The sequence below is a fragment of the Maritalea mobilis genome (assembly GCF_004363175.1).
GTDB lineage: Bacteria > Pseudomonadota > Alphaproteobacteria > Rhizobiales > Devosiaceae > Maritalea > Maritalea mobilis.
On sequence record NZ_SNYR01000001.1, the window covers coordinates 636,048 to 648,853 of the forward strand.

General features: G+C 51.6%; 13 protein-coding genes and 1 tRNA gene. 7 read left to right on the forward strand and 7 right to left on the reverse strand.

Annotated features, from left to right (window positions below; translation table 11 throughout):
• Nucleotides 1–179 precede the first annotated feature (179 nt).
• On the forward strand, nucleotides 180–1,460 hold the full coding sequence (locus ATL17_RS02965; RefSeq protein ID WP_133571280.1) for a TCR/Tet family MFS transporter: 1,281 nt from the start codon (nucleotides 180–182) through the stop codon (nucleotides 1,458–1,460).
• A gap of 2 nt (nucleotides 1,461–1,462) precedes the next feature.
• Here the strand turns inward: ATL17_RS02965 and ATL17_RS02970 are convergent, their stop codons facing one another.
• The gene (locus ATL17_RS02970; RefSeq protein WP_133571281.1) at nucleotides 1,463–2,398 is read right to left on the reverse strand and encodes an ornithine cyclodeaminase family protein; all 936 of its coding nucleotides are present in this window, start codon (nucleotides 2,396–2,398) and stop codon (nucleotides 1,463–1,465) included.
• A gap of 143 nt (nucleotides 2,399–2,541) precedes the next feature.
• On the opposite strand from ATL17_RS02970, the gene ATL17_RS02975 reads away from it, so the two are divergent.
• Nucleotides 2,542–3,864, forward strand: a complete 1,323-nt coding sequence (locus ATL17_RS02975; protein ID WP_133571282.1) for a UDP-glucose dehydrogenase family protein — start codon at nucleotides 2,542–2,544, stop codon at nucleotides 3,862–3,864.
• Here the strand turns inward: ATL17_RS02975 and ATL17_RS02980 are convergent.
• On the reverse strand, nucleotides 3,861–5,297 hold the full coding sequence (locus ATL17_RS02980; protein ID WP_133571283.1) for a mannose-1-phosphate guanylyltransferase/mannose-6-phosphate isomerase: 1,437 nt from the start codon (nucleotides 5,295–5,297) through the stop codon (nucleotides 3,861–3,863). The two genes, ATL17_RS02975 and ATL17_RS02980, sit on opposite strands and share 4 nt — an antisense overlap.
• 173 nt (nucleotides 5,298–5,470) lie before the next feature.
• On the opposite strand from ATL17_RS02980, the gene ATL17_RS02985 reads away from it, so the two are divergent.
• Nucleotides 5,471–5,557 (forward strand) — tRNA-Leu (locus ATL17_RS02985).
• Between the two features lie 39 nt (nucleotides 5,558–5,596).
• Here ATL17_RS02985 and ATL17_RS02990 read toward each other — a convergent pair.
• From ATL17_RS02990 to ATL17_RS03005, 4 genes are read right to left on the reverse strand one after another with little or no spacing between them, the layout of a single operon-like run.
• Nucleotides 5,597–6,673 (reverse strand): hypothetical protein, encoded by a 1,077-nt coding sequence (locus ATL17_RS02990; RefSeq protein WP_133571284.1) that lies wholly within the window; start codon nucleotides 6,671–6,673, stop codon nucleotides 5,597–5,599.
• Nucleotides 6,660–7,088, reverse strand: coding sequence for a DUF2721 domain-containing protein (locus ATL17_RS02995; RefSeq protein ID WP_133571285.1), 429 nt, complete (start codon nucleotides 7,086–7,088; stop codon nucleotides 6,660–6,662). The genes ATL17_RS02990 and ATL17_RS02995 overlap by 14 nt, the downstream gene beginning before the upstream one ends.
• Nucleotides 7,089–7,118: 30 nt before the next feature.
• Nucleotides 7,119–7,616 (reverse strand): xanthine phosphoribosyltransferase, encoded by a 498-nt coding sequence (gpt, locus tag ATL17_RS03000; RefSeq protein ID WP_133571286.1) that lies wholly within the window; start codon nucleotides 7,614–7,616, stop codon nucleotides 7,119–7,121.
• Nucleotides 7,613–8,449: a competence/damage-inducible protein A gene (locus ATL17_RS03005; protein WP_342775917.1), complete on the reverse strand. Its 837-nt coding sequence runs from the start codon at nucleotides 8,447–8,449 to the stop codon at nucleotides 7,613–7,615. The genes gpt and ATL17_RS03005 overlap by 4 nt, the downstream gene beginning before the upstream one ends.
• Here ATL17_RS03005 and sfsA point away from each other — a divergent pair, their 5' ends adjacent.
• The 3 genes from sfsA to radC are packed head-to-tail and all read left to right on the forward strand — an operon-like array spanning nucleotide 8,450 to nucleotide 10,753.
• Nucleotides 8,450–9,160: a DNA/RNA nuclease SfsA gene (gene sfsA / locus ATL17_RS03010; protein ID WP_133571287.1), complete on the forward strand. Its 711-nt coding sequence runs from the start codon at nucleotides 8,450–8,452 to the stop codon at nucleotides 9,158–9,160.
• A 36-nt stretch (nucleotides 9,161–9,196) separates the two neighbouring features.
• Nucleotides 9,197–10,027, forward strand: a complete 831-nt coding sequence (gene map / locus ATL17_RS03015; RefSeq protein WP_133571288.1) for a type I methionyl aminopeptidase — start codon at nucleotides 9,197–9,199, stop codon at nucleotides 10,025–10,027.
• Complete coding sequence (radC, locus tag ATL17_RS03020; RefSeq protein ID WP_133571289.1) at nucleotides 10,028–10,753, forward strand: RadC family protein; 726 nt, start codon at nucleotides 10,028–10,030, stop codon at nucleotides 10,751–10,753.
• Between the two features lie 420 nt (nucleotides 10,754–11,173).
• Here radC and ATL17_RS03025 read toward each other — a convergent pair whose 3' ends face one another.
• Entirely contained in the window at nucleotides 11,174–11,911 is a 738-nt protein-coding gene (locus ATL17_RS03025; protein ID WP_208111103.1) for a cytochrome c biogenesis CcdA family protein, read from the reverse strand.
• A gap of 200 nt (nucleotides 11,912–12,111) precedes the next feature.
• Between ATL17_RS03025 and rpe the strand changes: the two genes are divergently transcribed.
• Nucleotides 12,112–12,801: a ribulose-phosphate 3-epimerase gene (gene rpe, locus ATL17_RS03030; RefSeq protein WP_133571291.1), complete on the forward strand. Its 690-nt coding sequence runs from the start codon at nucleotides 12,112–12,114 to the stop codon at nucleotides 12,799–12,801.
• Nucleotides 12,802–12,806 lie beyond the last annotated feature (5 nt).

Genomic DNA, 12,806 nt, shown 5'->3' on the forward strand with positions numbered 1-12,806 from the left:
TTTTCTGTACCAGCGAAAATAGGCGCATTTTGATTTACAAAAATAGCGGTAATGGCAAAGGATTGTTCACGCTCTTGAACCTAATAGGGAGATTTCTACCCTCGGGTGGTTCAATATTGACTTGCGTTCCCTATATCCAACATGTCTATTGACGCAAAATACCCGCCTAAAGGAACATCATGACAGCAGCAAAGAATTCAAAGCTGGCACTGGCCTTCATTCTGATCACTGTTCTCATCGATATTATCGGGCTGGGCATCATCATTCCTGTGCTCCCGCATCTTATTGAAGAACTGACTGGTGGTACAGTGGCAGAAGCTGCCGTTTATGGCGGCTTTTTGCTGTTTGTTTATGCGTTGATGCAATTTATCTTTTCACCCATTCTCGGCAATCTGAGCGATCGCTTTGGTCGTCGGCCTGTATTGCTCTTGTCGCTATTGGGTCTAACGCTAGATTATATGTTGATGGGCTTCGCCCCCACCATTATCTGGCTGTTTGTCGGACGCGTTCTATCCGGCATTATGGGCGCGGCTGTCTCCACCGCCACTGCCTATATTGCCGACATTTCCACCCGCGAAAAACGCGCACAGAATTTCGGCCTTATCGGCGCGGCCTTTGGCGCAGGCTTTATCATTGGCCCTGTAGTGGGCGGGCAACTGGGCGAATTCGGCCCCCGCGTGCCCTTCTTCGCGGCAGCGGGTCTTGCCTTCGTCAATTTGATTTTCGGCTATTTCGTTCTGCCCGAAAGCCTCAATATGCGGAAGCGTCGGCGCTTTGAGATCAAACGCGCCAACCCGCTTGGCACGCTCATGTCCCTGCGCAAATTTCCGTTTGTGCTGTCCTTTATCGCTGTGCTGTTCTTCTTCTCGCTGGCCGCACAAACCTACCCCAGCATCTGGAACTTCTTCACCATCGAACGGTTCGACTGGTCGCCATCGCAAGTAGGTTATTCTTTGGGTGCATTTGGCATCATGTTTGCGATTGTGCAGGCCATCATCATCCGCCCCTCCATGAAATGGTTTGGCGAAGTCAAAACCGTCATGATCGGCATGAGCTTTGCAGTCTTCGCCTTCTTTGGCATGGCCTTTATCGACACGCCATTGGGGCTTTACACATTCCTTGCCATGGGCGCCATGGGTGGCTTGGTCGTGCCTGGCCTTACCGGTCTTATGGCCAACCGTGTGGATGATAACGCGCAAGGCGAGCTGCAAGGTGGCATTAACGCGGTCAATTCGATCACATCGATCATTGGCCCCTTAGCCGCCACACAGCTCTTTTCGTTTTTCACCACCTCGCCCAAAGCCTTCACCTATTTCCCAGGTGTGCCCTTCTTCGCGGCTGGCATCGCGGTGACGCTGGGTGCAGCATGGTTTGTGGTAACATCAATTCGCGCGGGGTTGCTGCTGCGGCGTAAAGCCCATTATGGCCAATCCGCCGCCACAAACGAACCCGACGAATAACCTTATTTCCCAGCCCAAATGTCGTAAATGGCGTTGGCCACCATCAAATCGAGATGAGCGCCGCCGCCATTTTTAAACAGCGTGATATCATCATCACCTGCCCGTAAAGTGCAGTCGGGCTGTACCATGTCGTAATAGTCAGCCAGCACATCCGCCGCGCTGATCACGCCACGGGCAATAGGATCTTTCAACTCACCAATATGATCGATTGTCGTCTCACGACTATCGACAAACAGTTTCGCTTTTTGCATCAAAGCATCGTCTGCTTCGCGCATCCCATCCTTGAAAGCACCGATCAAATCGAAATGCGTGCCCGGCTTGGCCCACTCGCCCTTGATAAAGGGCTCCCGCGCCATTGTCGCGCTAGTCACAATATCAGCTTTACCAACCGCAACGGCCAAATCTTCCACCGCTTCACACTGCTTTTTCTCTGCCAGTTCCTGCGCATTTGCATGGGTCCGGCTCCAAATTTGAATGCGCTCAAGATCGGGGAAAATCTCGCGATAAGCATCAACAAGTGATTCCGCCACCACGCCAGAGCCAACCACCAACAAGTTGCGCGATGTCTTACGTGCCAACAAGCGTGCGCCCAACACAGAATCAGCCGCCGTTTTCCATTTGGTCACCAGAGCTCCATCAATCAACGCTTTGACTTGACCAGCTTCATCGTCGAACAAGATCACCACACCATGAATGGTTGGGATTGCAGGTTCGCGCTGTGCATTTTTCGGATAAACCGTCACCGCTTTCATCGCCAATCCCAGATCATCAATCCAGGCTGCACGGTTCAGCATGGTGGAATTATCTTCCTCACGATTCAAAAACAAATCGCCCAGTCGCGCCTTGCTGCGCTTGTGCCCATCAAAAATTGCATCCGCAATGCTGGTCCAGCGCAACTGATCTTCAACTTCATTCCGGTCGACAAATGGAATTGACATATTGATCCCCTTTTTTGCCCATAGTGCAAAATTGCTGGATCAAATTCAAAGCGGATGCGTCGATTTTCGACCATTTGCACGATAATGTCGTAGAAATTACATAAAGAAGCGGCTAAGTCCGAGCCAGTGAATGGAGTAAATCTATGAAAATCGCAGTTATTGGCGTGGGTTATGTGGGCTTGGTGTCTGGTGTGTGTTTGGCCGAAGTAGGCCATGATGTGACCTGTGTTGATCTGGACGCGCAAAAGATCGACAAGCTAAACCAAAATATCGTGCCGATCTTCGAGCCGGGCCTAAGCGAGATGGTCGCCACCAACCGCGAAACGGGCCGACTGCACTTCACGACAGACTTGGAAGACGCGTTGAAAGGTGCTGAAGCTGCCTTTATCGCCGTGGGCACTCCATCACGCGAAAGAGATGGCCATGCTGATTTAAGCTATATCTACGCCGCCGCGAAAAGCATCGCGGAGAAAGCAGCGAAGCCTCTCGTGATCATCAACAAGTCCACTGTACCCGTCGGCACTGGCGATGAGGTTGAAGAGATCGTCAAATCAACACGGCCCGACTTACAATTCGATATTGTGTCTAACCCCGAATTTCTGCGCGAGGGCGCGGCCATCAAAGACTTTATGGCACCTGATCGAATCGTGGTCGGCGTGGAAAGCGAGCATGCGCAAAAGGTGTTGGCTGAGATTTACGCGCCCTTTGCGCAAAAGAACTATCCCATTCTTTATGTGAACCGCCGCACCAGCGAACTCACCAAATATGCCGCCAACTCCTTTTTGGCGCTCAAACTAGCTTACATCAATGAAGTGGCTGAACTGTGCGAAGTGGTTGGTGCGGATATTAAAGGCGTGTCCAAAGGCATTGGCCTTGATCCGCGTATCGGCGAAAAGTTCCTTAATGCTGGTCCCGGCTATGGCGGCTCCTGCTTCCCAAAGGACACGCTGGCACTTGTGCGCACTGCTCAAGATCATGAACGCCCGCTGCGCCTTATAGAGATGATCGTGTCGATCAACGAATATCGCAAACGCGCCATGTCCCGCAAAATCGCGCAGATGTGCGAGAATGAGGTCAAAGGCAAGAAGATCGCCATTTTGGGCCTTACCTTTAAACCCAACACCGACGATATGCGCGAGGCCCCCTCCATTTCCATCATTCAGGGCCTGCAAGATATGGGGGCCGAGATTTATGCCTATGATCCTGAAGGCATGGAAAATGCAAAGCATATCCTTAAAGACGTGACCTTTTGCGACAGCGCCCTCGCTTGCATTGACCAAGCAGATGCAATGGTGATCGTGACGGAATGGGACGAGTTCCGCGACTTGCCTTTTGCCGAGATCAAAAAGAAAATGCGCAAACCCGTTCTCGTGGATCTGCGCAATCTTTATGATGGTCAACCCCTCAAAGCTGAGGGCTTTGATTATCAATGTGTCGGCCGTCCGCTCGAAACAGTGATGTCCTAGGACCGTCCAAACTCATCTTCGAGGCGGATAATATCGTCTTCACCGAAATATGAGCCGGTTTGCACCTCAATCAGCTCGAGCATAATCTTACCCGGATTGGCCAAACGGTGCACTTCACCTTGTGGAATGTAGACCGACTGGTTCTCACCCAGCATCTGCACCTTATCGCCAACGGTCACTTCTGCAGTGCCCGTCACCACAACCCAGTGCTCTGCCCGGTGATGGTGTTTTTGCAAGCTCAGTTGCTTACCCGGTTTCACAAACAAACGCTTCACCTGAAAACGCTCGCCCATCACAAGCGAAGAATATCCGCCCCACGGGCGATAGCTGGTTTTGTGGGTTTCCGTCAGCGCTTGGGTCTCTTCACGCCCTTTAAGGCGCTTCACAATATCCCCGACACGCTGTGCTTCATTCAGATTGCCGACAAAAACGGCATCTTCACTCACCACAACAGCAACATTTTCCAACCCATGTACGGCCACATGCCCAGCATCAGAATAAACAAGGCTGTTTTTGGTGTCAGACAAGGTCACCTCACCGCGCGCAACATTGCCGCCCGCATCGCCCTCGCCCACTTTCCACACGGCATCCCAACTGCCGAGGTCAGACCAAGAAAATGCGCTCGGCACCACAACAGCACGATCCGTCTTCTCAAAAATCGCATAATCGACCGAAATGTCCGGCGCTTGCTCGAAGCAATCTTTATCAAGCCGCACAAAGTCCAGATCACTTGCCGCCTTTGCAACTGCATCACTCACCGCCGCATGGGTCTCTGGTGCCAACTGTTCACATTCCGCAACAAACCCATCCCGCGGCATCATAAAGGTACCGGAGTTCCAATAGTAACCGCCAGCGTGCAGCATCTCCTGCGCCCGCTCAAGCTGCGGCTTTTCCACAAACTCGGCAACCTTATGCCCACCATTGGCCAAACCATCGCCCTGTTTGATATAACCATAGCCCGTTGCTGGTTCTGTTGGCGTGATGCCAAAAGTTACCAGCGCACCATCCTGCGCACAGTTTGCGGCCAACTTCACCGCTTCTTGATAGCCTGCATCGGCTTTCACCTTATGGTCAGATGCCAGCACATAGATCAGCTGATCTTCTTCATCTTGCTGCTTCAAATAAAGCGCAGCGGCCAAAATGGCGGCCGTGGTGTTCCGTGCCGCTGGTTCCAGCAAAATTGCACCAAGCTCAATACCCATTTCTTGCGCTTGTTCCGCCACCAGAAACCGATATTCGTCATTGGTCACAATAATCGGCGCTGCGAACTGATCAGAATCAGCCACCCGCTGCAATGTTTCTTGAAACAGACTGTCCTGCCCCGCCAGCGCCAAAAATTGCTTGGGCCGAGACGACCGCGAAATCGGCCATAACCGCGTGCCGCGCCCGCCAGCCATAATCACTGGAACAATTTTTGAAAGCTGATCAACCATAAGGATTTCCCGTTGGTAGGGGTAAACATTGTCGAATAAAGTCAAGACACTATACGGAAGCAACATGACGATCAATCGCCACACCAGCCCATTTCCCCAATGGCGGCGATTCCCATTTGCAATGTGATTTTTTTTCGACTATGAAAATGCCACTCTCGGGGTCACCCGACGCTGCGGACGTGGTGAAATTGGTAAACACAAGGGACTTAAAATCCCTCGCCCTAACCGGCTTACGGGTTCAAGTCCCGTCGTCCGCACCAAAACTTTCTCCCCCCTCCCCGAATTAGATTAAACCCCAATCAAAGCCCCGCCCAATAGGCGTAAAAAGTCGACTCAACGATTTTTCCCGTTTTACGCCGTCTATTCTCATTGAGCGATGTGTGGCGGCCATTCAAAAAGTAGGAATTTTTCACTTCGGGCAATAGTTCATTTACAAAGCTATAAAGGCTGTCCTCGAGCCGAAATGCAGCAAAATAATCGCGCAACTTATCCTGCCACGCACGGATGTTCGGATGGTCAAATGCTGCGAAAAGCAGCATTCTGAAAACCAGCCCTTTTTTGAAATAGTCAACAGACAAAGCCTCATTGAATAAAGGCATATGGGCACTCCATCCCATAAAATGGAATTTGTTCTGCCCATATTTCACAAGCCCATAGCCATAGTCGAAATCCTGATATTTTGGGTCAGCGATGTAATCGACGATCAAATTTATCTTCGCCTGATATGCCTTCGGCAATTTGCCGAACAAATGCGCAAAAATAAAAATGTCATGAACCAGCGGCAGGTCGAACGCCCCATTTTCATAAAGAGCCGGATTAACAAGCCGCTTCGAACGATAGGACTTGGGTATGGAAAAGCCTTCTGGCTCTACATAAATATCGAATTTGAGCGGCGAATTGGCGACAAAATCATGAAGCGTATCGATCCGATCCAACACTATTTGACAGATGGTCTCATCTTCATCGCCGCCTATTAGAAGATAACCGGCCACAATGTAGCGCGCCAAAGCGCCATAGACTTCAGTGTCCCCACTATCGCGAACAAAATCGAGATAGCGCATCCGCAATTCCGTTGAGAGAATATCCTTGCTCTTCACGCCGAAGGACAGAAGTTTGCCAAAACAATTCTCAAAGCACGCATCACTGCTGCCGAGGATGGTTGCCATATCCACTGTTTTGGGAATTTTGCTCTTCCAATAGGAGATTTCTGGCAGCGCGAGAAGGTTTGCATAGTTTTCTTCAAATTCTGCGCTGGTCTCGTCGCCCTCAAGTTTGAACAGCAAATTTCGGATGGTGACACCACAATTGCGTTTCAAGAACGCAAGCTGCTGCTCGCGCTCTATTTCATTGTGAATGTGGGTGTCACTTGGTGCCAACTCGCTTTATAGCCTTTAACTTGATCAATGCCCGCTCCCGCGCGACAGTTAACTGCATCAAAAACAGCACAAGCGCGACAGTCAAGAGCGCCATCGCGGCGATAAAGCTAAATGAGATATAGGCCGTAAGGTCTGGCTCTACATGGTCGCCGAGGAAAATCAGAATAACCACGATGCACACCAATATTGCGGTCATCACGCAAAGGCGGCTCGACCACATAATATAATGAATGCGGCGCACATCGCGGGCGCAACCGGCATCCCAATCTTCATCAGACTTGAGCTGATCGACCGCCCGCGAAAGATGGGTGCCCAGAACGTTCAGCAAGCCGCCAATAGCAGCCAACAAAAAGACAGGCGCGAAAGAAAGTTGAATTTCTTCCGCGATTGACGACGTTGAAACAAGCGTTTCCATAGATAAAGCTGTGTCCACTCAGAAAATTGATTAGTCGCCCACACCATCGCGGATAGGCGGCGCGTATGACACATCCATATCCCATGGGAAGTAAATCCAAGTGTCCTGTGAAACTTCGGTGACAAAGCTGTTCACCAAATCCCGCGCCAATGGCTTGGCATATACGGTGGAGAAATGCGCATTTGGCAACATGGCCTGCACAGCGCGGCCAGTTTTACCTGTGTCCACCAGATCATCAATGATCAGCACGCGACCTGTTTTATCGAGATCGATAATCTCTTGGCAGATCGGCTTTACCACCTGCAAATCGCCCTGATCTTTATAATCATATGATTTAACAGACACGCTTTCGATCACGCGGATGCCTAGCTCACGCGCGATAATCGCTGCAGGCACAAGGCCGCCACGGGTGATGCAAACGATGGCGTCAAACGGCTCTTCATTCATCAAGCGCCAAGCCAAAGCGCGGCTGTCGCGGTGAAATTGATCCCAAGAAACCGGAAATGATTTATTCTGCGGTTCGGTCATATTGTGGGTCCCTGTCCCTTTTTTGCTTTCTCAAACAGATCGTCCACAATCGCCTGAGCCTCGTGGCGCACCTGCTCCAATATTTTTTCATCGCTAGAGCGCATAACAATCTGGGTCATATAATCTTTAGACCCCAATTGCGGATAAGAGCCAATTTTTACCGTTTGGTATGAAGATTGCAATGCTGCAAGCGGTGCAGAAAGCACACCTTCCCCAACTTGTGAGTTCACAAACACCGAATATTGCGGCACGCCGGTCTTCAATGTTGGCGCAATGCTCTCCAACATGGCCTGCAAAATCTTCGGCACACCCGCCATCACAAACACATTCTCGATCTGAATGCCCGGCGCACCCGACACCGGATTGTCGATCAACTCACCACCTTCAGGTATCCGCGCCATGCGTAAACGACCTTCGGTCATCTCGTAATCCACAAACCGCGCCTGCATCGCATCAATTGCGCGTTGGTCGACGTTCAACTCAACACCAAACGCTTTCGCCACTGCATCGGCGGTAATGTCGTCATGTGTTGGCCCAATGCCACCGCTGGTGAACACATAATCATATTTGGCCCGCAATGCGTTGATGGCCGCAACGATCTCGTCAATCTCGTCCGCCACAATGCGAGCTTCGCAAAGATCAATGCTCAGATCGGCGCAAAAATCAGCCACCGTGCCAATATTTTTATCTTTGGTGCGGCCAGAAAGAATTTCATCGCCCACCACAAGCATGGCGGCGGTTACAGCTTTGGGTTGGTCTTGTTTTGTCATCATGTCTTTGAAATAAAGGATCGAACTTGAATTGCAACTTATTTCAACGTTTGGACCACTCAATTGGATTTCCCTTCCCCGCTACTGCACGGCACGCTGATCAAACGCTACAAACGGTTCTTGGCCGATATTCGCTTGGATGATGGTGAGATCATCACAGCCCACTGCGCCAATCCCGGTGCCATGTTGGGGTTGAAAGAGTCGGGCCTGCCTGTTTGGCTGTCTAAATCCAACAATCCAAAACGCAAGCTGCAATATTCTTGGGAACTCACCGAAGTGAACGGCCATCTGGTGGGCATCAACACGGCACTGCCGAACCGCATCGTGGCCGAAGCTCTGCTCAACAAGCAGATCAAAGAGCTTGCTGCATATGATCACATTCGCCCTGAGGTCAAATATGGCGAAAAATCCCGCATCGATTTTCTGCTCACAGGCGAAGGCCTGCCTGACTGCTATGTGGAAGTGAAAAACGTACACTTGCTGCGCGAAGGTTCGCTTGCAGAATTTCCAGACAGCAAAACCGCGCGCGGCGTTAAACATCTGGGTGAACTTGGCAATATGGTTGCCGCGGGCCACCGCGCAATAAACCTTTATCTGGTCCAGCGCACAGATTGCACCCAGTTCAGTTTCGCAGCTGATTTAGATCCGGCCTATGCCCAAGCGGCTGAAAATGCCTTGAATGCGGGCGTTGAATTTCTATGTTATGATTGCACGATCGATCAGAACCAAATATGCCTCCACCAACCTCTTCCAATTTTACCTGTGAAGCGGTAGGTTCAGCGCAAATACGAGGATTAAAAAGAGCATTCCATGGTCACCTATACCCAAGCAAAACCCGATCAAAAACGCACACCCGGCATCATTCCGCTGCATGGTGAAGAAGGTTTTGAGGGCATGCGCAAAGCAGGCAATCTGGCCGCCCAAGCGTTGGATATGCTTTATGAATATGCCCAACCTGGCATCACCACCGCTGAGCTCGACCGTCGCGCATTTGAATTTGCGATGGACAACAATGCTGTGCCCGCCACGCTAAATTATCGCGGCTACCGCCATTCCATCTGCACCAGCATCAACCATGTGGTGTGCCACGGCATTCCAAACGAAAAACCACTGAAAAATGGCGACATCGTCAATATCGACATCACATTGATCGTTGATGGTTGGCATGGCGACACCTCCCGCATGTATCCAATTGGCGATGTATCTCGCAAAGCAGAGCGCTTGATCGAAGTGACTTACGAAAGCCTTTTCCGTGCGTTGGACGTCGCCAAGCCCGGCAAAACAACAGGCGACATTGGCCACGCCATTCAAAGCTTTGCCGAAGCAGAACGTTGTGGCGTGGTGCGCGACTTTGTGGGTCACGGCCTTGGCCGCTTGTTCCATGACGAACCAAACATCTTGCATTTTGGCGACCCCGGCACTGGCCCTGAGCTGAAAGCTGGCATGATTTTCACCATCGAGCCGATGATCAATTTGGGCCGTCCAGACGTAAAAATCTTGGGCGATGGCTGGACTGCAGTCACCAGAGACCGCACCCTATCTGCCCAGTGCGAACATTCAATCGGCATCACAGAACATGGCTGCGAAATCTTCACCCAGTCGCCCAATGGTTTGTTCAACCCACTCGAAGCGCAGCGGTAAATGAGCGACGCAGACGAGTCTCAAGCCGATCAGCCAGCCCAAGGCAAAAAGCCCAAGCTGCATTATCACGGCCACCGCGACCGTCTGCGCCAACGTTTCGAACGTGATCTCGGCTCATCCTTCGAAGATTATGAATTGCTGGAACTCTTGCTTTTCCGCATTCTGCCGCGCCGCGACACCAAACCCATCGCCAAGCAATTAATCACCCGCTTTGGCAGCTTTTCCCAAGTCCTCGCCGCTCCAGCCAATTTGCTGCAAGAAATTGATGGCATTGGCCCCACAGCGGCCATGGACATTAAAATCATGCTCGCCGCCGCAAAACGTTATTCAAAAGATGCTTTGCCCGAACGGCCAATCCTCAATTCGTGGGATGCGCTGCTCGACTATTGCAAATCAGAAATGGCCTTTGAGGATAAAGAACAGTTCCGCCTGCTCTTTTTAGACAAGCGCAACAAACTGATCGCCGACGAAGTGCAACAAATCGGCACGGTGGACCACACACCGGTCTATCCACGCGAAGTCATCAAACGCTGTCTGGAACTCTCCGCGACCGCAATGATCCTCGTGCACAATCACCCCTCCGGTGATCCAACCCCGTCCAACGCCGACATCCAAATGACCCGCGCCATCGCCGACATCGCCAAGCCCCTCGGCATCACCCTGCACGATCACATCATCATCGCCAAAGATGGCCATAGTTCATTACGCGCGCTGAAACTATTTTAGCCCCACTCCCCGCCATCCCGGCCCTGAGCCGGGATAAAACCGACCCCGGATCAAGTCCGGGGCGGCCAAGTCGCAGCAAACAACCAACCCCACCCGTCATTGCAAGACTTGATCTTGCAATCCATTTGCGACGTCAAAATCCACAAGTACTAGATGTAAAATCACGTCCGCTTCCACAAGCGGACAAATCAAATGGATTCCCGGATCAAGTCCGGGAATGACGCTGTGCGTTTACGCCAAATTCTTTGCAGGAAAATCACGAGCGCTAGTCAACACTGCGCAAAGCAATGCTAGGCGGTGCACCATCCACCCACTCTGTGCTCAGTGCGCACGGAGATTGTAGGAGGCGTGCCGCAGCCCCTATTCAACATAGGGGCAAGGCGCGCCGACGCCAAAGCTCGACGCGCAATGGGCACAGACCTAGCCGAAGTTTTGGAGGACGGGGAATGTCTCCAACAACCAAAAACTAATCCGCGTAAAATCACCCGTCAGGAACAACACACCAGTAATGATCAAAAACACGCCCATCACCTTCTCAACGGTGCCAAGGTGCTTCTTGAAATTCTGGAAGAAACTCATAAACGGCCGAATGGCCAATGCGGCAGCAAAAAACGGCAAGCCTAGCCCAGCGGAGTAAACTGCCAATAGCCCAGCACCTTGCCACGCGGTTTCAGATGTGCCCGCTATTGGCAAAATCGCGGCCAGGATCGGCCCGATACATGGTGTCCAACCAAGGGCGAAGGCCAAACCAAGCCCATAGCCCCCAAGGGGACCAGTGGCCGTTGTCGGCCCGCTCATCCGCGCTTGCCTATAAAGCAGGCCGATACGCAGCAAGCCGAGGAAATGCAAACCCATCACAATGATCACGATGCCCGCCAGCGGCACCAGCCAATCCAGCGCGGAACGCAAGGCGCTGCCCAGGAAGGTGGCCGACGCGCCCATAAGAATAAAGACGGTTGAAAAGCCCAAGATGAAGAACAGCGATGTGGTCACTGTTTTCCACCAGACTTTGCTGCCCGTGTTGCTTTCATCTTGCAGCTGCTCGAATGTCGTGCCCGCCATATAAGAGAGATAAGGCGGCACCAGCGGCAGCACGCAGGGTGACAAAAAGCTCAAAACACCTGCGCCAAATACAACTGGTAAACTGATGGAAAGCATCACAACATCCTTGCTTGTTTTGCAACGCGCCTCTTTTGAACCCGTCAAAAGCCAAAAGCAAGCGACCAGATGTCGCTCTAACGCAATTGTGAGAACAGGTGAAGATTCATCCTTTGGGCAATTGGCATTTGATAACCATTGTGCTAACCCCGCTTACATATCCCAAAATATAGCTGGCTAAAGATCAGGGGAGCCCCCAAATGAGCCAATTGCCAATCAAAATTGCACCTTCAATTCTTTCTGCTGATTTTGCCCGTCTGGGCGACGAAGTCCGCGCCATTGATGAAGGCGGCGCCGAATGGGTGCATGTGGATGTGATGGACGGTCACTTTGTGCCCAACATCACCATTGGTCCAATGATTGTGGAGGCCATTCGCCCTGTCACCAAGAAAATCTTGGACGTGCATTTGATGATCGCGCCAGCTGATCCTTATCTTGAAGCTTTTGCCAAGGCTGGGTCTGACATTATCACGGTGCATGCCGAAGCTGGCCCGCACCTTGATCGTTCCCTTCAGGCCATCAAGTCTATGGGCAAAAAAGCCGGTGTTTCTCTCAATCCTTCTACCCCTGTCTCTGCGATTGAGAATGTAATTGACCGGTTGGATTTGATCCTTATTATGAGTGTCAATCCGGGCTTTGGTGGCCAATCATTCATTCCTCAAGCGATCGAAAAAATCAAACAAGCCAAAGCTCTGATCGGCGATCGCCCCATTGATCTTGAGGTTGATGGCGGTGTTACCGCAAACAATGCGGAAGAAATCGCCCGTGCAGGCGCCAATGCCCTCGTCGCTGGCTCTGCAATCTACAAAGGAAATGACCCTGCCACTTATGCGCCGCGTATCAACGAAATCCGTCGCGCTGCCGAATTAGGTTTGCGACGCCACACATAACCGCA